Consider the following 26207-nt stretch of genomic DNA (forward strand, 5'->3'; position numbering starts at 1 on the left):
AGCGCCAAGGAACCAACAGGGATACGCTGGATTTCCACCAGGATGGTGGATGACTACGGATGTCAGGACACAGTCTGCAAAGCCCCGCCTCGGCGGGGTTTTCTTTTTTCTGCGGTTGTCATTTTCGTTGCCACCTTTTCCCGCGCCCAATAAAAAGCACCGACGCGAGGTCGGTGCTTTTATAGAGCCGTTTGACGGCTACGCCATTTCCAGCCCCGCTTGCTGCTCGCGACGATTCTTGACCACGGTCGCGGTAATCACCAGCGCCAACAGAATGACCGCCAGCACCGCCGACGAGCCGATGGTGCCGAAGTCCAGCCCACCTTTTTCGTGCGGCTTGGTCAGCACGTCGCCCAACGTCGCGCCGAACGGGCGAGTCAACACAAACGCCAGCCAGAACAGCAGCACCGACGAGATGCGCGTGTAGAAGTGCGCCAACACCACCACGCCAATTGCCCCGCCGATAAGCAGCGCGCCGCCGGCAAAGCCCAGGCCCGAGTCGTCCGCCAGGAAATCGCCCAGCGCCGTACCCAGCGTGTTGGAGAACAGAATGGCGACCCAGTAGAACAGCTCACCTTTGGTGGTGTTCACACGGTCTACCGACAGCGAGCCTTCGCTCCAGCGCCAGATGGCCAAGGTCACTACCAGCAAGGTAACGAGCAGCGCCGAACCTGTGGCGTAACCGAGGCCCAGGGTGCGGTCCATAAAGTCGGACATCGTGGTGCCCGCGGTGCTGGTGGAGAGAATCACCAGCCAATAGAGCATCGGGTGATAGGTTTTGGCTTTGAGCTGACCGATGAGCGTCAGCAGAAAGGCGGTGATCAAAATCATTGAGCTGACGGCGTAACCGACATTGAGGGTCATCGAGAGCAAGTCGCCGGCGGTTTCGCCCAGCGTCGTTGCACATATTTTCATGACCCAGAAGGCCAGAGTGATCTGCGGAAGTTTATTCATCGGCGTGCATCCTGAGAGACGTTGGGAGTACGAAGTGCGCACGCCGGACGAGCCCCCGTTGGACAGTCGTTACGGCATGTTTCCAAGCGCAGGATGCAAAGGCGAGGGTGAAAAGAAGGTCAACGGCACATGAAAAATTCGTGGAAGGCGTGGCGGCCCGCTCGTTGCGAGCAGACCGTCGCGTGAACAATCAGCCTTTGCTGTGCAGCGCCACCCACTGGGCGTAGGTGTCGATGAACTTTTGCAGGAACGGTTTGATGCCATCGCTCAGCGTACCGTCTTCGCTGAAAAAACTGCCGGCGCCACCCAGATAAGCTTCTGGCTGCTGGAGCATGTGCACGTCGAGAAACACCATGGACTGGCGCAAATGATGGTTGGCGCCAAAGCCACCGACTGCACCTGGCGAGGCGCTGACCACCGCACCGGCCTTGCCGCTGAACGCGCTTTGGCCATACGGGCGCGAGCCGACGTCGATGGCGTTTTTCAGCGGCGCTGGTACCGAGCGGTTGTATTCCGGGGTGATAAACAGCAGCGCATCGGCGGCTTTTACCTGCTCACGGAAGGCGGTGTAAGCAGGCGGGGCAGGCGTGATGTCGATGTCTTCGTTGTACAACGGCAGGTCGCCAATCTCGACGATTTCAAGCTTCAACGAGGCGGGCGCCAGGTCCGCCAATGCCAAGGCCAGTTTGCGGTTGATCGAGGCTTTACGCAGGCTGCCGACCAGCACGGCGACGCGGTGAACTTTGCTCATGGTGACTCCTTGGTTGAGGCGAACGGATGAACAGCTTGCAACTATAGCCAGCCATTGCTGAAACGCTTGTGACAGAGCGTTCAGTTGACCCCGAACACGCTAAATAAGTCGGCCACAAACGCCTTCTGCGCTTCGCTAGGCTGCCGGCCGCGATGACTGCCCACATGGAACTGAACGGCAAAGCCCAGGCTTTGCGGCAGCACCGCGCGCAGCTGGCCACTCGCGACCCACGGCGCGGCGACATGAGTGGGCAGATAACCCAGGTGCGCGCCCGACAATACAAACGCCAGCGATCCTTCAACCTGCTCGCTACGCGCGCTGCTATTGGCCGACTGCCAGGGTTCGTCCAGCTGCAAAAAACGGTAGGGATGGTGCACGCCGTCCTGGTCATGCAAGTCTTCCAGCCGCAGCTTCTTGCGCTCGAACAACGGATGGCCGCGCCCGCAATACAGCGCCTGTTCTTCGCTAAATAACGGGCGATGCTCGATGGCTGGCTGCGCCCCGGAGAAATAACCGACGGCCAGATGCAACTGATCGTGCAGCAGACGACGCTCCAATTCAGCCGGCGTGGCGCTGAGCAATTCGATATGCACCGCCTGGTTACGCTGGCGAAACAAGCGAATAGCGCTGCCGAGGCGGTCGAGGGTGTTCGGGTCGAGCGCCTCGGAAATGCCGATGCGCAGCTCGCCCAATAGCTTGTCGGCCATGCCCTGCGCTTCGCCCTTGAACACCTCGATGGCCGCGAACAGCTTGCGCGCCGCCAGCACCACTTCTTCGCCCTTGGGCGTCAGGCGAAAGCCGGCTTTGCCGCGTTCGCACAAGCGAAAGCCCAGGCGCGTTTCCAGCTTGGCCATCTGCGTGCTGATGGTCGATTGGCCGATGCCCAGCTCGCCCTGCGCCGCACTAAACCCGCCGCTTTCCGCCACCGTCATAAACAGCCGCAGCAGTTGTAAATCGAGGTCACGTACCTGGCTGAGCATGAGGATTCCAAACATTTATAGAGAGCGATGTCAGCGTATATCACTTTGCATTTATTCAACGCAAAGGCCGGCGCAGTATCCACCCATCCAGAGCCTCCTGGCGCCGCTGAACGCGAGGCGCCCATACGAGAGGCGCGGTCATCCGTTATCTGCCGGAGGAGCTTGAACCATGCGAATTTCCACCTGCGCCTTAGTGCTTGCCGCCACGTTGCCGCTGCATCTGCATGCCGAAGACAAGGCGCTGAACATCTACAACTGGTCCGACTACATCGGCCCTCAAGCGCTAAAAGGCTTCCAGGCCGAGACCGGCATCCAGATCAAGTACGACGTGTTCGACAGCCCCGAAGCTCTGGACAGCAAATTGCTCACCGGCGGCAGCGGCTACGACCTTGTGTTTCCCGCCTCAAGCGGCCTGGCCCGTGCCGTGAAGGCCAAAGCCCTGCAGCCCATCGACGCCGCCAGCTTGCCGCTGTACCCGAACCTGGACGCTGAGCTACTGGCCAAACTCGCCACTTCCGATCCCGGCAATCGCTACGGCGTGCCGTTCACCTGGGGCACGGTTGGCTTGGGGCTTAATAAAGAAGCGGTGGCCAAACGGCTGGGCAGCGATGTGCCGCTCAACACCCTGGATGTGCTGTTCAAACCCGAGTACGCCAGCAAGCTCAAAGACTGCGGCATTGCCGTGCTCGACTCCCCGCAAGAAGTGATCAGCATTGCCCTCAACTACCTCGGTCACGACCCCTACAGCACCGAGCCGGCTGATTTGGAAGCGGTTCAGCAACTGCTCGCCGGGCTGCAGCCCAACGTGCGCTACGTGGCGTCCGGCCGGCAGATCGACGACCTGGCCAAAGGCGAAATTTGCATGGCCCTGAGCTACAGCGGCGATGCCGCCACCGCCGCCGCCCGGGCCGTGGAAGCCAAGCAACCCTTCGAGGTGGTGTACCGCATTCCACGCGAAGGCACGCTGGTGTGGTTCGACACCATGGCCATTCCGGTAGACGCCCCGCATCCCAAAGCAGCGCTGGCGTTTATCAACTACATGCTGCGGCCCGAAGCCATCGCCGAGGTCACCAATACCGTGTATTTCGCCAACGCCAACAGCGCGGCGACCGCCCTGGTTGACCCCGCCGTGGCGGCCGACCCCGACATTTACCCGCCTGCCGAGATTCGCGCGCGGCTGTTCAGCGAACACCTGCAACCGTTGGCCGCACAGCGTGAACGCACGCGCCTGTGGACCGCCTTTCGCACCCACTACTAAGGAGCACCGCAATGGACCAAGCCTCACGCAACGACCAAGCGCTTACCCGTGAGAGCCTTTACGGCACAGCAGCGGAATCGACTTACGGCGGCATCACCAGCTTTATGCGGCGCCGCTACAGCCGCGACCTGCGCGGTGTGGATGTTGTCGTCAGCGGCGTACCGTTCGACACCGCCACCACCAATCGCCCCGGCACGCGTTTCGGCCCGCGTGCCATTCGCGCCGCTTCCACGCAAATGGCCTGGGCCCGGCATTTCCCCTGGGAATTCGACCCGTTCGACGAGCTGGCCGTGATCGACTACGGCGATTGCGATTTCGACCATGGCCAGCCGCAGCTGACCCCGGACGCCATCGAGGCCCACGCCGACGAAATTCTTGCTGCCGGCTGCGCCATGTTGACCCTCGGTGGCGACCACTTCATCAGCTACCCACTGCTCAAAGCCCACGCCAAAAAACACGGGGCGCTGTCGCTGATCCACTTCGACGCCCACAGCGACACCTGGCCCGACGAGGAGGTGCAGCGCATCGACCACGGCACCATGTTTTTCCACGCCGCCCGCGAAGGTTTGGTCGACCCGGCGCGCTCCGTGCAGATTGGCCTGCGCACCACCAACGACGATGTGCTGGGCTTCCAGGTACTCGACGCCCCCCACTTGCATCGCCACACGCCCGAGCAGATCGCCGAACAAATTCGCGCCCGCGTCGGCGACCATCCGGTGTACCTGACCTTCGACATCGACTGCCTCGACCCGGCCTTCGCCCCAGGCACCGGCACGCCGGTCTGCGGCGGCTTGAGCAGCCACCAAGCGCTGGAAATTCTGCGCGGTTTGCGCGGCATCAACCTGGTGGGCATGGACGTCGTCGAAGTAGCGCCGCCCTACGACCACGCGGAAATAACCGCGCTGGCAGGTGCGACCATCGCCATGGAAATGCTCTGCCTGTATGGGGCGAAACATACGCACAAAGGTTGAGAAAAGACTTAGGTTGAACCAGACACGAGCGCGGCAGGTCGGTTATGGGGTACGTTTTTCCACTTTAAAAGGAACCTGAATCATGGACCTGATCCGCATCCTGATTGCCATTCTGCTGCCGCCACTGGGCGTCTTCCTGCAAGTCGGTTTTGGCGGCGCGTTCTGGCTGAACATTCTGCTGACGTTGTGCGGCTACATTCCCGGCATCGTTCACGCCGTGTACATCATCGCCAAGCGCTAAAACCGTTCCGGCACAAAAAAGCCCCGCAGCGAGCGGGGCTTTTGCGTTTCTGGATACCCTGTTAAAGCGTGGGCTGGATGTCGCCGGCATCGTCCGCCAACAGCCCCAACGAGAAACCGGAAATCGACGCAATGGTGCCGCGCCACAGCAAGCCCTCGCTCGCCGGCATTTGCCCGGAGGGCGAACTCAACTTGGCGTCTTTCAAATGCAGATACTGCACGGGCGGCGGCGTTTCGCCATCGGACTTCGGCAAACGCGACTTGCCCAATTCCGCATAGTGCGCACGCAACCGATCGGCATCGGCCGCCGGCCAGGAGCTGGAAAAGGATTCACCAAACAGCTGGAAATACTGCTCAACGCTGATCAAGATCCCGGAAATCATGCCCGCGGGCGTCGACAACGTAACGCCCACCTGCAGATCAGTCTCGTTGGTCAGCCGCACCAGATCCTGCAAAAACCAGTCAGTGGTTCGACCGTGCCAGGCCAGGTCTTTCATCACCGGATCGACCAGATCGTCGGCCACTTGCTGATGCCAGCTTGGTTTTGCATTGTCCTGAGTCATCTTCGCTCCATGCTGCCGATGAGGGCAGATCAGTCATTACGGGTGTCTTGTTATAAGCCCAGTGTAGGCAATGCCCCACGCACTAAGCCAATTCTGCCGTCAGACCATGACATCAATAGAGTTACCCAGATTCGGCGGGTTGCTCGGCAGCGCCGACAACTCAGGAATCGCCTCAATCAGCGCCATCGCGCTTTCCGACTGAATATCCAACGTCTTATTCAGAATCTTGATCGACACATCAGAAGCAGTCTTCGCCATCTGCGCACTGGAAGCGGCTGCGGCAACGCTTGAAACATCCATACAGACCTCCGGATTTTTCCATCCTACAAAGTCGACTGATCCGCGCGGCGCTTAGTTCAAATCGAGAGGCGGCGAGCGGACAGTGTTGAACAGGGGTTATCGGCAGGGGAGGAGGGGGCTGGAGGGGCCGTTGGTCGTTGGGTTGGGGGTGGTGGCCGGAAGAAGTGCATGGACTCGAGGTTCGCGCAGAGCGGTGATGAGCCGATTAGCGGGACTATTCGGCTCACTGGGTGAGCCGAATAACAGGCGATGGGGCTGGGCGGTGGATTCGCTTTGATTTCCTTGATGGTTCGGTATACGTTACATGTTCTCTAGATTGTTGCGTAAACAGAACATGGATCATTCCCTCATCGCGTTACGACTTGGCGAGCAGCTTCGACAGCGCCGCCTCAATCGTGGGCTCACCCAAGCGTCGCTGGCGTCCCTGGCCGGCATCACTCGGCAGAAGGTCATCGCCATTGAGAAGGGTGACCTCTCAGTAGGGATGATGGCCTATGCGCGAGTGCTTGCGGCCCTCGACTCCGAGCTCAATGTGGTGCCGGCAGCGATGCCTACGCTGGACGAAATCCATGGAGTATTTGACTGATGACGGCCGTGTTGCAGGTTGCAACGCCTGAGGGCGGCAGCGGGAAGATTCTTACCAGCGCCGGAGACTTTCTCTTCCGTTACCACGAAGACGCAACGCCGCCAGCGGCGATCAGTTTGCTAATGCCGGTGCGCTTGGATGAATACCGCCAGCGGGATTTGCATCCGATCTTCCAAATGAACCTGCCGGAAGGCTACGTACTGGAGCAGTTGCGCAACCGCCTGGCGAAAGTGGCGAGCGTCGATCCGATGTTGCTGCTGGCGCTGTCTGGCAGCAGTTCGCCCATCGGTCGGGTGGCGGTCAGCTCGCCGGAGGTCGACGCGCTGTTGCGCAGACAACAGTTTCCCGGAGAGAAGCTCGAAGAAATTCTCGCCTGGGATGGCGCAGAAGATATTTTTGCCGGCCTGGTGGATCGATACATTTTGCGGGCAGGAATATCCGGCGTGCAGCCAAAGGTATTGGTGCCTGAGCATCAGGACTTCGCCCAGCATCGCTTCACCTCGAAAACTTCTGACCTGATTATCAAGAGCGGTCGGGATGAGTTTCCGGGCCTGGCGATCAACGAGTTCCTTTGCATGTCCGTGGCCAAAGAGGCGGGCATTGCGGTGCCAGAGTTTTACCTGTCCGACAACGCCAAACTGTTCGTCATGCGCCGCTTCGATCGGGATCAACAGCTCAATCCCATAGGCTTCGAGGACATGGCGGCACTGATGGGGCTGGCTGCGGAGCAAAAGTACAGCAAGAGCTATTCGGCCATCGCCAAGGCCATTCGCCTGTTCTGCTCCCCCGACCACGTGCAGAGTTCACTGGCGCAGCTATTCGCCATGGTGACCCTCAGCTGCATCGTCGGAAACGGCGACGCCCATCTTAAAAACTTCGGCTTACTGTATTCCCACCCTACCCAGCGCGACGCGCGACTCGCCCCCGCCTACGACATCGTCAACACCACGGCCTACATTCCAGAGGATGTATTGGCGCTGGACCTTATCGGCAACAAGTCGCTCGTCGCATCCCGCCAAGGGCTGCTGGACTTCGCCCACGTCTGCGATGTGGCGCAGCCGGCAGAAGTGATTCGTGAGCAGTTGAGCGTTCTCGAGCGCGTGCTGGCTCGCTCAGATGGGCTGGGCGAGCAGGCACCGCATGTGGTCGCGTCAATTAGGGAATGTGCTTTGCCGTTTATGCAGACGTTTGGTTAGCGAGTATTAGGGGACAGACCCCGTTTTTTTCCACTCGCCCCAACACCTCAAAGACTCTGCATCGTTCGGCACTTTGGAAACGCAGAGCATCCCCAAAACTGTTGTCCAAATTGATGGCGGTTCGCCCGCTTTAATTGGCGCGTTAGTGTCAGGTCGCTGCGGTGATGAGATTGACCATTTGAACTGTCAGAACTGTGCTCGATGGGAGCTGGGGAAAGAGGACGGCGGCGTGATCTTCGTTGCGTCGCTTGCACGGCTGAGGGCGCTGCGAGTCACTAGAGACGCGAACCACAGAAACGCAAAAGCCGCGCATTAAGCGTGGGTTTTTATTTGGTGGGCCACACGGACTTGAGCCGCGGACAAGGATTATGAGTTGCCCAGAAACGCTGCAAGCCCAGTGAAATCGAGCGTAGCTTAACGTAGGTACAGTTAGATGAAAGTATCGTCGTAGAGCGGGTTAAGCGCAATTGAGCGAAATCTGTAAAAGCTGGGCACTGTACCGTCAGTGTACCGATCGTGTGTACCGTTGATGCCTCAAACCCATTTTCGGCATTGCGAGCCTTAGCTGCACGTTGGTAATGGTGATGCCCACCAAAATAATCGTTCGGAGCATCCCTGCCGGGGCGTTGCGGGCTCTAGGCTAACTACATCGCGATAGGGAGCGCAGGCCTGTGATGTTGCACAGGCAAAAGAGATGCCCTCTGAGCAGTCGCAAAAGTTGGAACCCACTGAGCAGGTGCCGCTTGTAGCGGCCTCGGACTTTTTAGAGGTTATCTCGGACCAGAGCAGCGGGCGTTCTTTTAGTTGGTTAACGCTTATCGGATATTACTCTGAATTTTGCGGATACAGAGTGCGCCAGGGACTCCGCTCCTAGTAATAGAGTGTGAAGTTGTCGGGCTCCGATATTAAGATTTTTCCCTGTGTTAAATTTGCTTTTTAATGCGTGCGGTTGGACTATCAATACTTGATAATCGCAGTCTTGCTTTATTGTTTTTAGCGCGGCTTCTAAGTCGGTTTTTGCAGTTGTAGGGCTTTGTAAGTTAGGGCTCCAAGGTAAGTCCCAGACTCTATCTTTCGAAGATTTTAGCGTCTTTTCTATATCATGAATTATTGACTTGGCTGAGATTCTCTTTAGATTTTTTATTGCTTGTGCTGTTACAAGCTCGTAAGCGCCTGGTGAGATTTCTCTTTTTCGAGAGGCGCTGTTCGCGCCTTTTGCATGAATAATGGCTATCGTGGGCGTTCCAGAGGTCGGTTTGTGAACATGGATGAAGTCGGCAACCTCCATAGACCTATCATCGCAGTATAGCCAGCACGTTCCAGGAGAAGGCTGCGCGAGCCCCATCTGAGATAGACCATCTTTTGCGATCCATTTAAATAGGCTTTTGTCACTGCTGTCATAAATTTTATGCAGTGGTGGAGGCGATCCGGGTGGTTTTTCCTGTGTTACATCATAGCTAAAGCCGGCAGGTGAAAAGTCTAAAAACTCCATGTCAAACTGTCTATCTACTGTTGCTGGCAGGCATAACGTCGCATAGACGATGGAATGGCCGTCATCGTAAAGAAGGCGTAACACTTCAGCATTGAGCTCTACTGCGTTGATCCACTCAGCAAAACAAGCTGCCGCTTTGTTGTTTGATACTTGAAAGAAAACTTTACGGTTTTTTATATTTGGTTTGATTGTGAATTCGTGTGTTTGCCCTGTGTTTATGCATGTGACCTCTACATTCAACTCTACAGAGTTTGGTTGTGTAGTGGATATATCCATTTGATAGGCATTGCGCAAGCTGCTAATTTTTTTAGACAGCCGTGCACCCTTTATCGTCTCTGGGTCAGTCCATTCAATTAGATATGCCTTTCCGACTTTTTTGAAGTCGGCGGCGCTAGTGGCAAGGCCGGCGTGAATTATGGTGTCATTAGGGGCTGTCGCATGTGCTGCGTTTAGTTCTGTTAACAAATGATCAGCGGCTAAGGAAAAGTCATTCCAGTTTTTTTTGGGGCCGAACCAAACTCCACTTCTTTTTAGGCTTACACCTGCAGTGCTTGAGCGGACTGCGCCAGTAATAAAAGTGTTATCCCCAAATGGATCAATCGCGTCTCCCAGGGACTCCCCGCTCAGGATTTTGCTGTTTGGCTTTACTGAGACGTTTCGATGCGTTCCGCCTAACCATAGTGTGCGGAGTTTATTTCCATGAACAAAGGCCTTGATGAGGATTGCTTCGTCAACTTGGTTAATATCCGAAAGCAAGCCCAAAGATAATGACTCATGGAGACGTGCTTTCAGGTCGCTATCGTTAACATATATGGCCACGAAGCTTCCGCTCTTAAATACGGCTATTAGGTGGTTTAATGTGTCCGCGACAGTGTTCCCGCCAGCCCAGCTAGTTAGTCTGTTTTCGATCAGATGGTATGCGCTTTCTTCCGCAGGGTGTGTGCTTTTCGGAAGGTTTTGCTGGGTCTTTCCCTGCCAACCAGAGAGTGGTTCTAACGTGTTTATAATGCTGTCTGTAATGTCGCTAAGTTTTGTCTTGGGCGAGTATATGTGTGCCACGGTAAAGCTTGCGAACGGAGATAAGCTACTTATCGAAGTGATCATTTTGCTCTCTGCTGTACGGGCATGGTTTGGTCAGAAAATTTGAATAAAAAACGGGTGTATTTAGATGCGAATATGCTCTGATTTTACGACTGTTATCTATTTCAAAAGCTCTGCATGGTTTTGCACTTGGGATACGCAGAACATCCCCAAAACTGCTGTCCCGCTTTCGGACCTGACTTGACGCTGCGGATCAGCAGTGCACTGCCGCATTTCGGACATTGCCGCTCGGCTGTCGGATCACTTCTGCGCTTAAGGTTTTGCACATGCTCGCGATGTGTGGCGAGGCTGGGGGCGCGGCGCCCGGTTATCAGGGCATGCAGCATGGCGTCGACTTCAGCCTCGCTGAATATGGGCTGCCTGAACGCCTTGATATAGCGGATGAATCCCACGCCTTGGGTTACGTTGGCCGGCATTTCTGTCTTAAAGGAGCTGCCGCCGACAAACGTAATGACCGAGTGCAGATGCTCGGAATTAACGCCAAGGGTGGCTTCCAGCGCTTTGAGGTGTTTGTAGTTTTGCCGCAGCGGGTTCTGGAATTTGAAGGTGTGCTTGTAGAGCTTTTGTGTCCACTGCGCCTGGTTCTCGCTGCCGAAGATCCAGCCGCTCATGTTCTTCGTTTCCAGGACAAAGATGCCGTAACGCGAGAGGAACACGTGGTCGATCTGCGTGGTGCCGTCGGGTGTGTTTAGCGTGGCGTTGTGCAGGCGGCGGTAGGTGCTTTTGTCCAGTTGCCAATGGGCGAATAGCCGGACCAGGAGCTCGCCGATGTAGCCTTTTGCCCAAGGCGTTTTGAGCAGGCCGATCAGCGCTATTAGCGGGAGGAACCAGGCGAGCATGCCTGAGAGCTGGGCAATGATTGGGCTGAAGTCCATGTCTAAAACCATCTCTTTCCTTGAGGGTTTTCGGATCTTACTCAAAGTGATGGCAGTTCGCCCGCTTTAATTGGCGCGTTAGTGTCAGGTCGCTACGGTGATGAGATTGGCCATTTGAACTGTCGGAACTGTGCTTGATGGAAGCCGGGGAAAGGCGACGGCGGCTTGGTTTTCGTTGCGTCGCTTGCTTGGCTGAGGGCGCTGCGAGTCACTAGAGACGCAAACCACAGAAACGCAAAAGCCGCGCATTAAGCGCGGCTTTTTATTTGGTGGGCCCACACGGACTTGAACCGTGGACCAAAGGATTATGAGTCCTCTGCTCTAACCAACTGAGCTATAGGCCCTCAGAAGTGCGGCGGATTATACCGGTGCGGTTTGCTGTGTGCCAATTGCGTGGCGCGGGCTTAGGAAAGTACTTGCGAACTTGTCAGGGGTTACCGGGCGGCTGAGGAGGAAGCCTTGGATCTGTTCGCAGCCTTCTTCGATGAGGAAGCGCTCTTGTGCGGGCGTTTCTACGCCTTCGGCTACCAGGGTGAGTTGCATGCTGCGGCCCAGGGCGATGATGGCGCGGGTGATGGCAGCGTCATGAGGGTCGTCGGGCAGGCCGCGGACGAAGGATTGGTCGATTTTCAAGGTGTCGAGCGGCAGGCGTTTCAGGTAGCTGAGGGACGAATAGCCGGTGCCGAAGTCGTCGATGGCGATCAAGACGCCTAGGCGTTTGAGGTCGTGGAGGATGGTCAGCGCCTCGTCTGTCTGGTTCATGATGAAGTTTTCGGTGATTTCCAGTTGCAGCATGTGGGGCTGCAATTGGTGTTCGGCGAGCAGGTCGGCGATGCGCTTCACGAGGCGCGGTTGGCGCAGTTGGGCGCCGGCGAGGTTGACGGACATCGGGCCGAACGGCAGGTGGTGGCGCTGCCATTCGCCCATTTGTTGGCAGGCTTGGGCCAGCACCCAGTCGCCGATGGGCAGGATCAGGCCGTTGTCTTCGGCGAGCGAGATGAAGCGTTCCGGCGACACGTTGCCGAACACTGGGCTGTGCCAGCGCAACAGCGCTTCTGCACCGACGATCTGGCGATCGGCGAGCGATTGTTTGGGTTGGTAGTGCAGGCTCAATTCGTTGCGTTCGATGGCGCGGCGCAGTTCATTTTCCAAGGCGATGCGGGCGGTGGCTTGCTGGGTCAGGTCGCTGGTGTAGAGCTCTGCGCGGTTGCGGCCTTTGGCTTTGGAGCGGTACATGGCGGCGTCGGCGTTTTTGATCAGGGTGGCGACGTCGCTGCCGTCTTGGGGAAACAGGCTCGCGCCGATGCTGGCGGTAATGAAGAATTCGTGACCGTCCGCCTGGAACGGTGCGCTCAGACACGTGAGTAATTTCGCCGCTACACGCTCGGCATCGGCCGCTTCATGCAGGCCGGGCAGCAGGATGATGAATTCGTCGCCGCCCAGGCGCGCCACGGTGTCGATGTCGCGCAGTTGGCTGCGTAGGCGTTGGGCGGTGGCTTGCAGCAGAAGGTCGCCGACGGGGTGGCCGAGGCTGTCGTTGATGTGTTTGAAGCGGTCCAGGTCGAGGAACAGCACGGCGCCCAGGCACGGTGTGGTTTGCGCATCTGCGAGCATGGCGTGCAAGCGGTTTTCGAAGAGCAGGCGGTTGGGCAGGCCGGTCAAAGAGTCGTGGTGGGCTTGGTGGTCGAGTTTGTCTTGGGCGTGTTTGAGCGAGGTGATGTCGGCGAATACGGCGACGAAGTGGGTGATCAGTCCGTCGTCGTTGCGCACCGCGCTGATGGTCAGCCATTGCGGGTACAACTCACCGTTTTTGCGCTTGTTGCAGATTTCGCCTTGCCAGTGGCCGGCCGCATCGAGCTGGTGCCACATGGCGGCATAAAAGGCGCTGTCGTGTTGACCGGAGGCGAGCAGTTGGGGCGAGCGGCCCAGCGCTTCTGCTTCGCTGTAGCCGGTGATTTCGGTGAAGGCGCGGTTCACGGCCGTGATGCGCTGCTGGGTATCGGTGATAAGTACGCCTTCAGCCGTGCTCTCAAAAACGGTGGCGGCGAGCTGGAGTTTTTCTTGGGTGCGGGTGCGTTCGGTGACGTCGCGAGCGATGGTCAGTACGCAGTGCTCGCCTTTGATTTGCATGCTCTGCATGGAAATTTCGCACAAGCGAAGCTCGTCGTTCTTGCCTCGGATAGCGGCGGTGTAGTCGCGCACGGTGCCGATATCTTTCAGCTGTTCCATCACGGTGCTGCGGTCGAGCGGGTTGTGCCATAAGCCTAGGTCGAGCGTGGACTGGTTGGTGGCGTCGCTGCTGCTGTAGCCGGTCAGGCTCGAAAAGCCTTCGTTTACCTCCAAGATCAGGCCGTCGCGCATGCGCGTGAGCAACAAACCGTCGGGTGAAGCGTGAAAGGCTTTGGCGAATTTCTCTTCGGAGGATTGCAGCTCTTCCTGGGTTTTCTTCACTTGGCTGATGTCGCGCACCACGATTACCAGCGCTGGCGTGTCGGCAAGTTGGAAATGTTGCGCGGAAATAAGCCCGGTGAAGAGTTCGCCGTTCTGTCGGCGGAATAGCATTTCCAGGTTGCGCAGGCTGTCGTGTTGCAGTCGTTGCAAAACGGCCGGACCGGCGTCCTCGATGCCCCACAGGTTGAGTTCTGTACCGTTTTTGCCGATGGCCTCGGCGGCGGGAATGCCAGTGTGCAGTTCGAAAGAAGGATTCACTTCCAGCAGGCGCCCGTCGTCGCGGCGGGCAATGATCAGCACATCTGGGCATTGTTGAAAAACGGAAGCAAATTTCTGTTCGGACAAGCGCAGGGCTTGCTCGATTTGTTTGGTTTCGGTGACTTCAATCATCACGCCACGCAGCACGGTGGCGCCTCGGTGTTCGATGAGGGTGACGATGTCGTGAATCCACACCAGGCGGCCGTCAGCGGCGTACATGCGGTAGTCGACGGTGTGGTCGCGGCCAGCGTCGGTCTCTTGGCGGCAGTAGGCGAGGGTGCGTTCGCGGTCTTGTGGATGCAGCGCGTTGGCCCAGAAGTCGGGGTTTTGCCAGTCGCTCAAGGGGTAGCCAAACAGTTTTTCGGCATGGGGCGAGACGTAGGAGTAGCTGAAGTCTTCGCGGCTGGCTTCCCATGTGACCGCCGACAGGCACTCCACCAGGCTGCGGTAGTGTTGTTCGCTGTTACGCAGCGCCAGCTCAAGTGCGCCGCGCCGGTTGATTTCACTGCTCAGGCGTCGGTTTACCGCGACGACAACAATCAGAATCAGCAGCAGCGCCAGTAGGCTTGGTACGGCAACCATCAGGGTTTTTCGCCAAACGCTGCGTTGGTCCAGCACGCCGCCAAGCCAGTGTTCCTGCATGGCTTCGACTTCGCTGCTGCTCATGTCGGCGAACAGTTTGTCGAGGATGTTCACCAAAATCGCCTGGTCTTTCGGGGCGGCCATCGACAGTTGGTAGCGGTAGGGCGTTTCGCCGGTGATGGCGATGCCTTCGAGTTTGAGCTGGCGCAAGCCCCAGACGCTGGAGGCGAGGTCGCCCACCAGCGCGTCAGCTTGGCCCGTGCCCACGGCTTGCAGCGCCGCGGCGACGTTAGCGACGGGCAGCAAGTTCAGATCCGGGTGCTGGCTTCGCAGAATTTCGTGCGGCGCGTAGTTTTCCACGACCGCGATTTTCAGGCCGTACAGGTCCTTGAGTTCGTGAGGTTGGGCACCGCCGTTGCGGGCGAGGATCACGATGGGGAAGTCGAGATAGGGGCGGGTGAAGCTCAGGTAGCTCTGGCGCTCGGGTGTGGACATGGCGCCGGGTAAGAGATTGATGGTGCCAGCCCGGGCCTGGTCGAGTACTTCGCTCCAGGTGCTGGGCTCGAACGTCTCCATTTTTACGTTTAGGCGTTTTTCAATCAGGGCAATGTAGTCTGCGGCCAGTCCCTGATATCGGCCTTGCTCGTCGCGGTATTCGAAGGGTGGCCAGGTGGCGTCGACGCCCATGCGCAAGGTTGGGTGGGCCTCAAGCCAGGCCTGCTCCTCTGAGGTCAGGGTGAATGCCTGGGCGGGGGCGCACCAATAGGCCAAACACAGCAGAAGAGTGGCAAACAGTCGCGGCATGACCCGGCCTCAAAACAGCGTGGGGATTGATGTGCCGAGTGTAGCCGTGTGGCGGGTTGCCAGCATCCAAAAAGCAAAACCCCCGGACCAGGCCGGGGATTTTGTTTGCGCTTCAGTAACGGGCTTTCGTTGGGTAACGAATTACTCGTCGAGGAAGGAGCGCAGGTGCTCGCTACGCGTTGGATGACGCAGCTTGCGCAGCGCCTTGGCTTCGATCTGCCGAATCCGCTCGCGGGTTACATCGAACTGTTTACCAACCTCTTCGAGGGTGTGGTCGGTATTCATGTCGATGCCGAAGCGCATGCGCAGTACTTTGGCTTCACGAGCAGTGAGGCCGGCCAGTACTTCGCGGGTCGCTTCTTTGAGGCTTTCTACCGTGGCGACATCGATGGGCGACTGCATAGTGGAGTCTTCGATGAAGTCACCCAGATGGGAGTCTTCATCATCGCCAATCGGTGTTTCCATGGAGATCGGCTCTTTCGCGATCTTCAATACCTTGCGGATTTTGTCCTCAGGCATTTCCATGCGCTCGCCCAGTTCTTCGGGAGTAGGCTCGCGGCCCATTTCCTGAAGCATCTGACGCGAGATGCGGTTGAGCTTGTTGATGGTCTCGATCATGTGCACCGGAATACGGATGGTGCGGGCCTGGTCGGCGATCGAGCGAGTGATCGCCTGACGGATCCACCAGGTGGCATAAGTCGAGAACTTGTAGCCGCGACGGTATTCGAACTTGTCCACCGCTTTCATCAAGCCGATGTTGCCTTCCTGGATCAAGTCGAGGAATTGCAGACCGCGGTTGGTGTACTTCTTGGCGATCGAAATCACCAAGCGCAAGTTCGCTTCAACCATCTCTTTCTTCGCGCGGCGGGCTTTCGCCTCACCGATCGACATGCGACGGTTGATGTCTTTGATTTCAGCGAGTTTCAAACCGGTTTCAGCTTCCAGGGCAACCAGTTTTTGCTGGCAACGCAGGATGTCGGCTTGCAGGCGGCCAATGGCTTCAGCGTATTTGCTTTTGCCTTTGGACAGCTGCTCAGCCCAGCTTTCGTCGATTTCGTGGCTCGGGAACTGACGCAGGAAGTCGGCACGCGGCATACGGGCATCACGCACACACAGCTGCATGATGGCGCGTTCTTGTGCACGCAGACGCTCAAGGGCGTCACGCACACGAGTAACCAGCGCATCGAATTGCTTCGGAACCAGCTTGATCGGCATGAAAAGACTGGCCAGTTCAGCGAGTTCGGCCATGCCTTGCTTGCTGTCGCGGCCGTGCTTTTTCAGCACCTTTTTAGCTTTTTCCAGTTGGTCGGCTACGGCCCCGAAGCGCACGCGTGCAACTTCTGGATCCGGGCCGCCATCACCTTCTTCTTCGTCTTCGGTGTCACCGTCGGCTTCTTCGTCTTCGGTTTCAGGCTCGGCGGCAGCTGCGCCGTCTTTGATAACCGGGACGGGCACTTCGGCCGGCGCGGCAATGCCGTCATCCGGGTCGATGTAGCCGCTGAGGACTTCGGCCAGACGGCCGCCCTCGGTTGTGACGCGGGTGTATTCGGAAAGAATGCTGTCGACAGTGCCTGGGAAATGGGCGATAGCGCCCATGACTTCACGAATGCCTTCCTCGATGCGTTTAGCGATTTCGATCTCGCCTTCGCGGGTCAGCAATTCGACCGTACCCATTTCGCGCATATACATGCGCACCGGGTCGGTGGTACGGCCAATATCGGTTTCTACCGCAGCCAAAGCAGCGGCTGCTTCTTCGGCGGCCGCTTCGTCGGTATCGGCTTCAGCCAATAGCAGAGCGTCCGCATCCGGAGCACTCTCGAATACGTTGATCCCCATGTCATTGATCATGCGGATGATGTCTTCCACCTGTTCCGGATCTGAAATATCCTCCGGCAGGTGGTCGTTGACCTCTGCGTAAGTCAGGTAACCCTGCTCACGACCACGGCTGATCAACTCTTTAAGGCGGGACTGTTGTTGCGCTTTTCCGGACATAACACCCTATCCACTGAAGGTCTTGGCGGGCAAAAAACAAGCCGAGGATTATACCAGAGCTGAGACCTCACGCGCCAGTTGAGGTCGGGGTGACGGGAGTTGCAGTGCGACTAAGGAGGCCGCGAAGTTGCTCTTTTTCCTCTGCGCTGAGCTCACTTTGACGAGCTTTGCGCAGTAAATGTTCCAGGCTGCGCTCACGTTGGCGTGCAGCCAGACTAGTTATAGTGTCGAAAAACTGTTGTTCAAGGTTGTCAGCGTCAATCAGCCATTCCTTTTCCGCCAACGCCTTCAATAAACGTCCCTGCTCAGTTCCATGCCACCGTGCAATCAGCTGCAGCGAGCGCAATTTCGGATTTTTCTGCATCGCGCCAAGCAGTGCGACGAGCAATTGCGCGTACGTGTCGTTTTCGGCGGCGAAGTGGCTGGCTTCTTCTACCTTCTCGGCCAGCTGAGGATGATGCAGTAGCGTGCGCAATGCGGTGAGCGTGGGCGACTCTACGGGCGCCGCAACGCGTGGCCCGCGGGGAAAGTCGTCGCGATCGCGATCTCCTTTTTTGCTCCAGTTTTTTTCCCATTTCTTGCCGCCTTGGCCTTTCCCTTTGAAACTCGTTTTGGGCTGCCAGGCTTGCTCGGGCTGCGGCGTGTATTGCTCCTGGCCGTAATCCGTTGGGGCATCGAAATAGGCGCTGGGGTCGTAATGCGGCGCTTCGTCCATCTCGTAATGCGGATGTGAGCTCGAAGGCGCTGGCGGCGCGCTGACCGGATTGTGCGGCGCAGGATTTAACTGCTGGATGCTCAAACCGGTAATTTCGGTCAGCCGCTGGCGCATCAAAGTTTTCAGATTGGCGCCGGGAATCTTGTCGATGAGCGGTGCGGCTAAGGTCGCCAAGTGCGCCTTGCCTTCCAGCGAGCGCGGGTCGGCTTCTTGCGTCAATTGCTGGAAAAAATAGTCGGCCAGTGGCTGCGCCTGTTGGTTGATTCGCGCGCGGAACGCGTCGGTGCCTTCGGCGCGCACCAACGTGTCGGGGTCTTCGCCTTCGGGCAGAAACAGGAAGCGCGCGCGGCGGCCGTCTTGCAGGCTGGGCAGCGTGGCTTCAAGGGCACGCCAGGCCGCGCTGCGGCCAGCTTGGTCGCCGTCGAAGCAAAACAGCACGCTGGGCACGATGCGGAACAGGCGCTTGAGGTGTTCTTCGCTGGTGGCCGTGCCAAGCGTGGCGACGGCGTTGCGCAAGCCTTGCTGGGCTAAGGCGATAACGTCCATGTAGCCCTCGACGACCATGATTTCATCCAGGTCGCGATTGCTTTTGCGCGCCTCATACAGGCCGTACAGCTCCTGGCCTTTATGAAAAACCGGGGTTTCCGGCGAGTTCAAATACTTGGGTTTGTCGTCGCCCAGTACGCGGCCACCAAATGCGATAACACGGCCACGGCTGTCGCGGATGGGAAATATCACCCGGTCTCGAAAGCGGTCGTAGCGTTTGCCGCTGTCGGCATTTTCGATCAGCAGGCCGGCTTCGATCATCGCTTTCTGTTGCAGCGTGTCGGTGGCCAAGTGCTTGAGCAAATTGTCCCAACCGGGCGGGGCGAAACCGAGGCCAAAGTCGCGGGCAATTTCGCCGGAAAGACCGCGTCCTTTCAGGTAGTCGACAGCGGCTTTGCGGGTTGGATGGCTTTTCAACGCCTGGCGGTAATACTCGGCGGCGGCTGTCAGTAGCGGGTACAGCGGCGAGTCGGTCGGCTGGCGCGGTTTATGGTTGCCACTCCGTCCGCCTTCTTCGCGAACCACTTCCATGCCGGCGCTTTTGGCCAGGTCTTCCACGGCCTGGACGAAGTCCAGATTGTCGTGGTCCATGATAAAACCAAGAGCGTTGCCGCCGGCCCCACAGCCGAAGCAGTAGTAGAACTGCTTGTCGGGGCTGACGCTGAACGAGGGCGTCTTCTCTTTGTGGAAGGGGCAGCAAGCGCTGAAATTTTTCCCGGTTTTCTTCAATTGCACGCGCGAGCTGACCACGTCGACGATGTCGGTGCGGTTGAGCAAGTCGTCAATGAAGCTTTGGGGAATCAGCCCTGCCATGGCGCTCTCGAAGTCGTCGAATCGCCGGCATTACTGTCGGGATTTCAGGTGTTCGGAAATAGATGCAAAGCGCGTCTCGGCGCACGAAGCGGCGAGGGGCTAATCATGCCAATTGTTGGCGATCGGCTCTACAGGCCTTTTAATTGCGGGGCGGGCGGAAAATGTGATCCGCCAAAACGCGAAAAAGCGAGGCTTATCGCGGCTGCCTAAACAACCTGGATAACTTCGCTAATGCGTTTGAAGCGTTTGTGCTATCGATTTTGCCGGCAGCCCGGCTTGCGGCCGGGCGTGGCAAAACAGGCGGCGTCAGTCTGCGTATTAGTACAGGCGAACGGCGCGGCGCTGTTCGCGCTGCACTTTCTTGGCGTGGCGCTTAACTGCGGCTGCAGCTTTGCGTTTGCGCTCAGAAGTTGGTTTCTCGTAGAACTCGCGGCTGCGAACTTCAGCCAGAACACCGGCTTTTTCACAGGAGCGTTTGAAGCGACGCAGAGCTACGTCGAAGGGTTCATTCTCTTTAACTTTGACGGCTGGCATCCAGAGCTACCTTCATTCATTACCGGGGTAGACGTACTCGTTGCAAACTGAGCTGGAGGACGTCGGTTTTTAAGGGTTGCGGATGTTAACGCCTCATCGCCAGGAATGCAAAGCCTCTGATCGAAAACCGCTAGGCGGCGTTAAGGGCGGCGATTATCATGCGCGCCTTCGAAATTGCCCAGTCTGAAGGGAAAACCCATGCTCGTGCTGGGACTAGAAACCTCTTGCGATGAAACCGGCGTTGCCTTGTACGACAGCGAGCGCGGCTTGCTGGGCGATGCCTTGTTCAGCCAAATCGATCTGCATAAAGCCTACGGCGGCGTGGTGCCGGAGCTTGCTTCGCGCGATCACGTCAAGCGCATGCTGCCGTTGATTCGCGAAGTGCTGGAGCAATCCGGCTGCGCCACGCACGACATCGACGCCATCGCCTACACAGCTGGCCCCGGGCTCGTCGGGGCGCTGCTGGTCGGCGCTTCCTGCGCCCAGGCGCTGGCGTTTGCCTGGGACATTCCGGCGCTGGGCGTACACCACATGGAAGGCCACCTGTTGGCACCTATGCTGGAAGAAACACCGCCGCAATTTCCATTTGTAGCCCTGCTGGTTTCCGGCGGCCATACGCAGCTGGTGCGTGTCGATGGCATCGGCCAGTACCAACTGCTCGGTGAGTCGCTGGACGACGCGGCCGGTGAAGCGTTCGACAAGACCGCCAAACTTATTGGTCTCGGCTATCCCGGTGGCCCTGAAATCGCTCGTTTGGCACTCAACGGTGTGGAAGGGCGCTTCGTGTTTCCCCGCCCGATGACTGATCGCCCTGGTCTGGATTTCAGCTTCAGCGGCCTGAAAACCTTCGCCCTGAACACGTGGCTGCAATGCCGCAATGCTGGCGACGACGGCGAGCAAACCCGTAGCGACATTGCTCTGGCCTTCCAGACCGCCGTGGTCGAGACTCTGACCATCAAGTGCAAGCGCGCCCTGAAGCAAACCGGCTTGAACCGTTTGGTGATCGCCGGCGGCGTGAGCGCCAATCAGGCCCTGCGCCGGTCGCTGGAAAAAATGCTCGGTGACCTCAAAGGCAACGTGTTTTACGCCCGCCCGGCTTTTTGCACCGACAACGGCGCGATGATCGCCTACGCCGGTTGCCAGCGGCTGATGGCCGGCCAGCACGAAGGTCCGGAAATTTCGGTGCAGGCGCGTTGGCCGATGGAACAATTGCCAGCGATTTAACGCTTAGAAATGCCGTTCGCGCCCGGCCAACAGGTCGCGTAGATTGCTGCGATGGCGCCACACGATAAGACCGGTGAGTACGCACATGGGCAGCAGCGCAGCCGGTTTTTGCCAGGCAAGTAACGGCAGAATCAGCGGTGTGGCAATCAAGGAAGCCAGCGAGCTGGTGCGGGTTAGCCAGAAGGTCAGGCCCCACCCGGCAGCGGCCAGCAAGGCGGCCGGCGGATAAAGCCCCAGGAGCATGCCGGCGGCAGTCGCCACGCCCTTGCCGCCACGGAAATTGAAGTACACCGGGTACAGATGCCCGACCACGGCGGCGAGGCCGATCCAGGCTTGTTGTTGCATCGAAAGGCCCAGCGCATAGGCGACGAGCACGGGCAGCAGGCCTTTGAGCACGTCGCCTAGCAGGGTCAGAATGGCCAGTTTTTTACCCGCCACCCGCAGCATATTGGTGGCGCCGGGGTTGCCGGAGCCGGCAGCGCGAGGGTCGGGAGCGCCGACCAGGCGGCTGAGCAGGATGGCGAAGGACAGCGAGCCGAGCAGGTAGGCGAGGATCGCCAGCAACCAGAACATGGTATCCATCCGGGGCGAGTGAGCCCCGATTCTAGCGGGGCACAGCGCCCTTGTCGTGCGGCGGAGCAGAGTGCTTGGACAGAGTGTTTATCGAAGGTCTTGAAGTCGACACCGTGATCGGTGCGTATGACTGGGAGCGCGACATTCGCCAGTGCCTGCGCCTGGACCTGAGTTTCGCCTGGGACAACCGCCCGGCCGCTGCCGGTGACGACCTCACTAAAGCGCTCGACTACGCATCGGTCTCCACGCGCATCCAATCCTTCGCCGCACAGGCGCAGTTTCAGTTGGTGGAAACCTTCGCTGAGCGCCTCGCCGAAACGCTGATGAGCGAGTTCAACATCCCCGGCTTACGTCTGAAACTCACCAAGCCGGGCGCCGTGCCGGCAGCCACTGGCGGCGTCGGCGTGGAGATTCAGCGCGGATGCCTCTAACCCCCATTTTGCTGGGCCTGGGCAGCAACGTTGAGCGCCAATCGCACCTGACGGCTGGCCTCGACGCCCTGGCTCAATTCCTTGAAAACATGCGCTGCTCGCCGGTCTTCGAAAGCCAGCCGGTGGGGATCAAGAGCGGGCCGTTTTTCAATCTTGTGGTGCTGGCCGAAACCGACCTGCCGCTACACGAGTTGGATCGCCGGCTCAAATGCATCGAGGCGGATAACGGCCGGTATGCGCCGAATCGCAAAGGCTTGCCGTTGGATATCGACGTGCTGACCTACGGCGATCTGGTGGGCAATTTCGACGGCTTGATTCTTCCCCGCGCAGAAATCCTGAAAAACGCATTTGTGCTCTGGCCGCTGGCGATGCTGGTGCCTGAGCAGGTGCATCCGGGTGTGCAGAGGTCTTACGCCGCGCTGTGGCAGGACGCTGACATCGAGCAGGTGCTGGCGCCGGTGGCGTTTGAATGGCGTGGCGAGCAGCTAACGCCGGACGCGTCTTAAATTCGCGTCACTCGGGTAGCTGAAGAGCATCGCGGCTGAACCCGCTCCTACAGGCGTTTGGTGGTTTGCGCGGCTTTGTAGGCTTGCAGCGCCTTCAAGCGCTCGCGCTTGAGCGCCTCACCCAGGTCGGCGCCTGTGTAGCCCTGCTCCACTAGCGGCTGAACCTTCACGGCGCGCGCTGCATCGGCGGCGGCGCGCAGGTAAGCGGCTTGTGGATAGTCGCGCTGCTCCAGCCCCAACCGCCCCCGGGCATCCATCTCGCACGCAGCAATAAACTCGTCGAAGCGCTGCGGGCGACGGTACACGTCGAATGTCTGCAGCAGCTCCAATAAGGTCGATGCCTTCAGCTCCAGCGCGCGATGGCCGTGGGTGTGATATTCGCCCACCAGCACGGCCAGTTCCTGACAATCGCGTGGGGCCTTGCAGCGTTCGTTCACCGCCTTGATCAGCTTCACACCGCGGTGTTCATGGGCGATATGCCGTGGCCATTCTTCTTCCGGGGTCAGCCCCTTTCCCAGGTCATGAAGCAGGCACGCCCAGCGCACGGTAAGCGGCTGCGCGTGTTCAGCGCATTGGCGCAGCACGCTCAGCACATGGGCGCCGGTGTCGATTTCCGGGTGATGCGCTTCAGGCTGCGGCACGCCAAACAATGCGTGTAATTCCGGCAGCATCGCTTGCAGCGCGCCGCAGTCGTACAGCACCTGAACAAACACATCTGGCCGTTCTTCCATCAGTGCGCGGGAAATTTCCTTCCAGCTGCGTTCAGGCGTCAGCGCAGACAATTCCCCGGACTCACTCAGGCTGCGCATCAAGGTCATGGTTTCGTCGGCGACATGAAAACCCAGCGGCGCATAGCGGGCGGCGAAGCGGGCCACACGCAGCACGCGCAGCGGGTCTTCGGCAAAGGCCGGCGACACGTGGCGCAGCACGCGGGCTTCAAGGTCTCGCTGGCCGCCATAAGGGTCGAGCACGTTGCCGGCGTCGTCTTCGGCCATGGCGTTGATGGTCAGGTCGCGGCGGGTCAGGTCGTCTTCGAGGGTGACGTCGGGGCTTGCGTAAAAGGTAAAGCCGCCATAGCCGCGCCCGCTTTTGCGCTCGGTGCGGGCGAGGGCGTATTCCTCTTGGGTGTGAGGATGAAGAAAGACCGGGAAGTCTTCGCCGACGGGGCGATAGCCCTGGGCGAGCATCTCTTCTGCGCTCGCGCCAACCACCAGCCAATCGATATCGGTGACATCGCGGCCCAGCAGGCGATCACGCACCGCGCCGCCGACCTTATAAATCTGCATGGAAAACCCTCCGTTAGCGCCACAGGATACCTGCTGCGCCGCCAATGGCCAGGCTCAGCGGCTGACGGGGATTTGTTGCATCAGGGCAACCACGGCGGCACGCAGCAGTTCCTCACGCTGCCACGAGGGGCTCAGGCTGGTGGTGATCAGACCTTGCCAGAGGGTTTTGTCGGCCCGGTCGCTAACGCGCAATCGCAGGGTGATGGATTCATCTTGAAAACGGTGCACGGCCAAATAGCTACCGAGGGCGTTCGGGGGCGGCGTATCGACGCGAAATTCCAGCGGGGCTTCATTCAGCGTCAGGGTGTAGGCGACGCGCACCTCCGCTTTCCTGGCCTCGACATAGCCACGATTTAGCAGCCCCTGGCGCAGATTCGCGCGCACCTGGGCGTAATCGCGGGTGGGCGGTAATTCGCCGTCGGGGCTGGTGCTGGGCGGCAGCATTTCAAAGGTGTGGCGCTGGCCCAAGGACGGCGTGGCGGTTTGCACTACCAGTACTTGCGGCGACGGGCTGGAGCAGCCGGCAAGCAGCAGGCTGAGGAAAAAAACGCGCAGGAAAAACGGCTTAACAGGCATAAACGGCGAGCTCCGCGAAGGATGCAATATGCTCAACGCAAGCTCGCCGTCGGTCAACCAGTCGAACGGACGGGGCTCAAATGGGCGGAATTACCAAGTCCAGTCGCGGGTATTCGCTGTTCTCTGTCTCGCCCCGTGGCGGCACGTGTTGCGTCTGCACCACTTGGTCGCCGCGCACGGTTTCCAGGTGAATGTCGAAGCCCCACAAACGGTGCAGGTGCTTGAGCACTTCTTCGGTCGATTCGCCCAGCGGTTTGCGGTCTTGCTGCTGGTGGCGCAGCGTCAGCGAGCGGTCGCCTCGGCGGTTGATGCTGTAGATCTGCACATTCGGCTCGCGGTTGCCGAGGTTGTATTGGGCCGCCAGGGTTTCACGAATGGTGCGATAGCCCGGCTCGTCGTGGATCGCTGGCACCACCAACTCGTCTTTTTGGTCGTCGTCCATGATGCTGAAGAGCTTCAGGTCGCGAATCACTTTGGGCGACAGGTACTGGAGAATAAAGCTCTCGTCTTTGAAGCTTTTCATGGCGAATTTCACCGTCGACAACCAGTCGCTTCCGGCAATTTCCGGGAACCAGCGTTTGTCTTCCTCAGTGGGTTCTTCGCACATGCGGCGGATGTCGCGGTACATCGCAAAGCCCAGCGTGTACGGATTGATGCCGCTGTAATACGGGCTATCGAACGGCGGCTGGTAGATGACGCTTGTGTGCGATTGCAGGAATTCCATCATGAAACCGTCGGTGACCAAGCCTTCGTCGTACAGATCGTTCATCAGCGTGTAGTGCCAGAACGTTGCCCAGCCTTCGTTCATGACTTGAGTTTGGCGCTGCGGGTAAAAATACTGAGCGATCTTGCGCACGATGCGCACCACTTCCCGCTGCCACGGCTCTAGCAACGGCGCGTGCTTTTCCAGGAAGTACAGGATGTTTTCCTGCGGCTCGGCGGGAAAGCGGCCGGCGTCTTTGTCGTTGCCCTTGTCGGCGCCTTTAGGAATGGTCCGCCACAGGTCGTTGATTTGCCGCTGCAGGTGTTCTTCCCGTTCTTTCTGACGCTGGCGCTCTTCCTCGGCGGAAATCGGATATGGCCGTTTGTAGCGGTCGACGCCGTAGTTCATCAGGGCGTGGCACGAGTCGAGCAGGTCCTCCACGGCGTCGATGCCGTAGCGCTCCTCGCACTGCATGATGTACTGCTTGGCGAACACCAGGTAATCGATGATCGAGCTGGCGTCGGTCCAGGTGCGGAACAGGTAGTTGCCTTTGAAAAAGCTGTTGTGGCCGTAGCAGGCGTGCGCCACGACGAGCGCCTGCATGCAGATGGTGTTTTCTTCCATCAGGTAAGCGATGCAGGGGTCGGAGTTGATCACGATCTCGTACGCGAGGCCCATCTGGCCACGGCTGTAGGATTTCTCGGTACTGAGAAAATGCTTGCCGTAGGACCAGTGGTGATAGCCCAGCGGCATGCCCACCGAGGCGTAGGCATCCATCATTTGCTCGGCGGTGATCACTTCGATCTGGTTGGGGTAAGTGTCCAGCGCATAGCCTTCGGCGATGCGCGCAATCTCTTTGTCATAGGCGCGGATCAGCTCGAAGGTCCATTCCGAACCGGTGGAAATGGGCTGGCCTCTTTTCTTCTCTCGAGCGCTCATGGCAATA

23 protein-coding genes and 1 tRNA gene are annotated in these 26207 nt (G+C 58.7%); 8 read left to right on the top strand and 16 right to left on the bottom strand.

Annotation, left to right across the window (positions count from 1 at the left end):
• Positions 1-198 precede the first annotated feature (198 nt).
• The 3 genes from ACZZ0Q_RS01115 to ACZZ0Q_RS01125 form a co-directional block, all read right to left on the bottom strand.
• Entirely contained in the window at positions 199-954 is a 756-nt protein-coding gene (locus ACZZ0Q_RS01115) for a COG4705 family protein (protein WP_463540381.1), read from the bottom strand.
• Positions 955-1144: 190 nt separating this feature from the next.
• Entirely contained in the window at positions 1145-1705 is a 561-nt protein-coding gene (locus ACZZ0Q_RS01120; RefSeq protein WP_463540380.1) for an NADPH-dependent FMN reductase, read from the bottom strand.
• Between the two features lie 80 nt (positions 1706-1785).
• Positions 1786-2685, bottom strand: a complete 900-nt coding sequence (locus tag ACZZ0Q_RS01125) for a LysR family transcriptional regulator (protein ID WP_463540379.1) — start codon at positions 2683-2685, stop codon at positions 1786-1788.
• 169 nt (positions 2686-2854) lie between these two features.
• Between ACZZ0Q_RS01125 and ACZZ0Q_RS01130 the strand changes: the two genes are divergently transcribed.
• From ACZZ0Q_RS01130 to ACZZ0Q_RS01140, 3 genes are all read left to right on the top strand, one after another.
• Positions 2855-3943, top strand: a complete 1089-nt coding sequence (locus ACZZ0Q_RS01130; protein WP_463540378.1) for an extracellular solute-binding protein — start codon at positions 2855-2857, stop codon at positions 3941-3943.
• An 11-nt stretch (positions 3944-3954) separates the two neighbouring features.
• Positions 3955-4914, top strand: a complete 960-nt coding sequence (gene speB, locus ACZZ0Q_RS01135; RefSeq protein ID WP_463540377.1) for an agmatinase — start codon at positions 3955-3957, stop codon at positions 4912-4914.
• Between the two features lie 82 nt (positions 4915-4996).
• Entirely contained in the window at positions 4997-5155 is a 159-nt protein-coding gene (locus ACZZ0Q_RS01140) for a YqaE/Pmp3 family membrane protein (RefSeq protein ID WP_074939855.1), read from the top strand.
• Positions 5156-5216: 61 nt separating this feature from the next.
• Here the strand turns inward: ACZZ0Q_RS01140 and ACZZ0Q_RS01145 are convergent, their stop codons facing one another.
• Together ACZZ0Q_RS01145 and ACZZ0Q_RS01150 are read right to left on the bottom strand one after the other, a co-directional pair.
• Positions 5217-5717, bottom strand: coding sequence for a hypothetical protein (locus ACZZ0Q_RS01145; protein WP_463540376.1), 501 nt, complete (start codon positions 5715-5717; stop codon positions 5217-5219).
• Between the two features lie 99 nt (positions 5718-5816).
• A complete protein-coding gene (locus ACZZ0Q_RS01150) occupies positions 5817-6017 on the bottom strand; it encodes a YjfB family protein (protein ID WP_122492005.1) in 201 nt (66 codons plus the stop codon).
• 334 nt (positions 6018-6351) lie between these two features.
• On the opposite strand from ACZZ0Q_RS01150, the gene ACZZ0Q_RS01155 reads away from it, so the two are divergent.
• Entirely contained in the window at positions 6352-6603 is a 252-nt protein-coding gene (locus tag ACZZ0Q_RS01155; RefSeq protein ID WP_463542259.1) for a helix-turn-helix transcriptional regulator, read from the top strand.
• On the top strand, positions 6603-7799 hold the full coding sequence (locus ACZZ0Q_RS01160; RefSeq protein ID WP_463540375.1) for a type II toxin-antitoxin system HipA family toxin: 1197 nt from the start codon (positions 6603-6605) through the stop codon (positions 7797-7799). Before ACZZ0Q_RS01155 ends, ACZZ0Q_RS01160 begins: the two co-directional genes overlap by 1 nt.
• Before the next feature lie 808 nt (positions 7800-8607).
• On the opposite strand, the gene ACZZ0Q_RS01165 is transcribed toward ACZZ0Q_RS01160, so the two are convergent.
• The 7 genes from ACZZ0Q_RS01165 to rpsU form a co-directional block, all read right to left on the bottom strand.
• Entirely contained in the window at positions 8608-10395 is a 1788-nt protein-coding gene (locus ACZZ0Q_RS01165; RefSeq protein WP_463560213.1) for a hypothetical protein, read from the bottom strand.
• 101 nt (positions 10396-10496) lie between these two features.
• Complete coding sequence (locus tag ACZZ0Q_RS01170) at positions 10497-11267, bottom strand: nuclease-related domain-containing protein (RefSeq protein ID WP_463542258.1); 771 nt, start codon at positions 11265-11267, stop codon at positions 10497-10499.
• 267 nt (positions 11268-11534) lie between these two features.
• A tRNA-Ile gene (locus ACZZ0Q_RS01175) sits at positions 11535-11611 on the bottom strand.
• A gap of 16 nt (positions 11612-11627) precedes the next feature.
• Positions 11628-15362, bottom strand: a complete 3735-nt coding sequence (locus ACZZ0Q_RS01180; protein WP_463540372.1) for an EAL domain-containing protein — start codon at positions 15360-15362, stop codon at positions 11628-11630.
• A gap of 141 nt (positions 15363-15503) precedes the next feature.
• Positions 15504-17354, bottom strand: a complete 1851-nt coding sequence (rpoD, locus tag ACZZ0Q_RS01185; RefSeq protein WP_463540371.1) for an RNA polymerase sigma factor RpoD — start codon at positions 17352-17354, stop codon at positions 15504-15506.
• A 67-nt stretch (positions 17355-17421) separates the two neighbouring features.
• Positions 17422-19428 (bottom strand): DNA primase, encoded by a 2007-nt coding sequence (gene dnaG / locus ACZZ0Q_RS01190; protein ID WP_463560215.1) that lies wholly within the window; start codon positions 19426-19428, stop codon positions 17422-17424.
• 318 nt (positions 19429-19746) lie between these two features.
• The gene (gene rpsU / locus ACZZ0Q_RS01195; RefSeq protein ID WP_002551877.1) at positions 19747-19962 is read right to left on the bottom strand and encodes a 30S ribosomal protein S21; all 216 of its coding nucleotides are present in this window, start codon (positions 19960-19962) and stop codon (positions 19747-19749) included.
• Between the two features lie 198 nt (positions 19963-20160).
• Here rpsU and tsaD point away from each other — a divergent pair, with 198 nt between their 5' ends.
• On the top strand, positions 20161-21186 hold the full coding sequence (gene tsaD / locus ACZZ0Q_RS01200; protein ID WP_463540370.1) for a tRNA (adenosine(37)-N6)-threonylcarbamoyltransferase complex transferase subunit TsaD: 1026 nt from the start codon (positions 20161-20163) through the stop codon (positions 21184-21186).
• A gap of 3 nt (positions 21187-21189) precedes the next feature.
• Here the strand turns inward: tsaD and plsY are convergent, their stop codons facing one another.
• Entirely contained in the window at positions 21190-21759 is a 570-nt protein-coding gene (gene plsY / locus ACZZ0Q_RS01205) for a glycerol-3-phosphate 1-O-acyltransferase PlsY (protein ID WP_463540369.1), read from the bottom strand.
• 74 nt (positions 21760-21833) lie between these two features.
• On the opposite strand from plsY, the gene folB reads away from it, so the two are divergent.
• Positions 21834-22190 (top strand): dihydroneopterin aldolase, encoded by a 357-nt coding sequence (gene folB / locus ACZZ0Q_RS01210; protein ID WP_463540368.1) that lies wholly within the window; start codon positions 21834-21836, stop codon positions 22188-22190.
• Positions 22181-22696 carry a 2-amino-4-hydroxy-6-hydroxymethyldihydropteridine diphosphokinase gene (gene folK / locus ACZZ0Q_RS01215; protein WP_463540367.1) on the top strand — a complete coding sequence of 172 codons (516 nt, stop codon included), beginning with the start codon at positions 22181-22183 and terminating at the stop codon, positions 22694-22696. The genes folB and folK overlap by 10 nt, the downstream gene beginning before the upstream one ends.
• Positions 22697-22743: 47 nt before the next feature.
• Here folK and ACZZ0Q_RS01220 read toward each other — a convergent pair whose 3' ends face one another.
• From ACZZ0Q_RS01220 to ACZZ0Q_RS01230, 3 genes are all read right to left on the bottom strand, one after another.
• Positions 22744-23982: a multifunctional CCA addition/repair protein gene (locus ACZZ0Q_RS01220; RefSeq protein ID WP_463540366.1), complete on the bottom strand. Its 1239-nt coding sequence runs from the start codon at positions 23980-23982 to the stop codon at positions 22744-22746.
• A 54-nt stretch (positions 23983-24036) separates the two neighbouring features.
• Entirely contained in the window at positions 24037-24558 is a 522-nt protein-coding gene (locus tag ACZZ0Q_RS01225) for a DUF4136 domain-containing protein (protein ID WP_463540365.1), read from the bottom strand.
• 76 nt (positions 24559-24634) lie between these two features.
• Positions 24635-26200, bottom strand: coding sequence for a SpoVR family protein (locus ACZZ0Q_RS01230; protein WP_463540364.1), 1566 nt, complete (start codon positions 26198-26200; stop codon positions 24635-24637).
• Positions 26201-26207 lie beyond the last annotated feature (7 nt).

It is taken from the genome of Pseudomonas sp. AC070, from assembly GCF_979258635.1.

Coding starts and splice junctions, on each gene's coding strand:
- ACZZ0Q_RS01130 (WP_463540378.1), top strand. CDS start 2,855: ATGCGAATTTCCACCTGCGCCTTAGTGCTTGCCGCCACGTTGCCGCTG.
- ACZZ0Q_RS01170 (WP_463542258.1), bottom strand. CDS start 11,267: ATGGACTTCAGCCCAATCATTGCCCAGCTCTCAGGCATGCTCGCCTGG.
- ACZZ0Q_RS01165 (WP_463560213.1), bottom strand. CDS start 10,395: ATGATCACTTCGATAAGTAGCTTATCTCCGTTCGCAAGCTTTACCGTG.
- tsaD (WP_463540370.1), top strand. CDS start 20,161: ATGCTCGTGCTGGGACTAGAAACCTCTTGCGATGAAACCGGCGTTGCC.
- ACZZ0Q_RS01220 (WP_463540366.1), bottom strand. CDS start 23,982: ATGCAGATTTATAAGGTCGGCGGCGCGGTGCGTGATCGCCTGCTGGGC.
- dnaG (WP_463560215.1), bottom strand. CDS start 19,428: ATGGCAGGGCTGATTCCCCAAAGCTTCATTGACGACTTGCTCAACCGC.
- folK (WP_463540367.1), top strand. CDS start 22,181: ATGCCTCTAACCCCCATTTTGCTGGGCCTGGGCAGCAACGTTGAGCGC.
- ACZZ0Q_RS01140 (WP_074939855.1), top strand. CDS start 4,997: ATGGACCTGATCCGCATCCTGATTGCCATTCTGCTGCCGCCACTGGGC.
- ACZZ0Q_RS01225 (WP_463540365.1), bottom strand. CDS start 24,558: ATGCCTGTTAAGCCGTTTTTCCTGCGCGTTTTTTTCCTCAGCCTGCTG.
- rpsU (WP_002551877.1), bottom strand. CDS start 19,962: ATGCCAGCCGTCAAAGTTAAAGAGAATGAACCCTTCGACGTAGCTCTG.
- ACZZ0Q_RS01145 (WP_463540376.1), bottom strand. CDS start 5,717: ATGACTCAGGACAATGCAAAACCAAGCTGGCATCAGCAAGTGGCCGAC.
- ACZZ0Q_RS01155 (WP_463542259.1), top strand. CDS start 6,352: ATGGATCATTCCCTCATCGCGTTACGACTTGGCGAGCAGCTTCGACAG.
- plsY (WP_463540369.1), bottom strand. CDS start 21,759: ATGTTCTGGTTGCTGGCGATCCTCGCCTACCTGCTCGGCTCGCTGTCC.
- ACZZ0Q_RS01115 (WP_463540381.1), bottom strand. CDS start 954: ATGAATAAACTTCCGCAGATCACTCTGGCCTTCTGGGTCATGAAAATA.
- ACZZ0Q_RS01160 (WP_463540375.1), top strand. CDS start 6,603: ATGACGGCCGTGTTGCAGGTTGCAACGCCTGAGGGCGGCAGCGGGAAG.
- ACZZ0Q_RS01125 (WP_463540379.1), bottom strand. CDS start 2,685: ATGCTCAGCCAGGTACGTGACCTCGATTTACAACTGCTGCGGCTGTTT.
- rpoD (WP_463540371.1), bottom strand. CDS start 17,354: ATGTCCGGAAAAGCGCAACAACAGTCCCGCCTTAAAGAGTTGATCAGC.
- speB (WP_463540377.1), top strand. CDS start 3,955: ATGGACCAAGCCTCACGCAACGACCAAGCGCTTACCCGTGAGAGCCTT.
- ACZZ0Q_RS01230 (WP_463540364.1), bottom strand. CDS start 26,200: ATGAGCGCTCGAGAGAAGAAAAGAGGCCAGCCCATTTCCACCGGTTCG.
- ACZZ0Q_RS01150 (WP_122492005.1), bottom strand. CDS start 6,017: ATGGATGTTTCAAGCGTTGCCGCAGCCGCTTCCAGTGCGCAGATGGCG.
- ACZZ0Q_RS01120 (WP_463540380.1), bottom strand. CDS start 1,705: ATGAGCAAAGTTCACCGCGTCGCCGTGCTGGTCGGCAGCCTGCGTAAA.
- ACZZ0Q_RS01180 (WP_463540372.1), bottom strand. CDS start 15,362: ATGCCGCGACTGTTTGCCACTCTTCTGCTGTGTTTGGCCTATTGGTGC.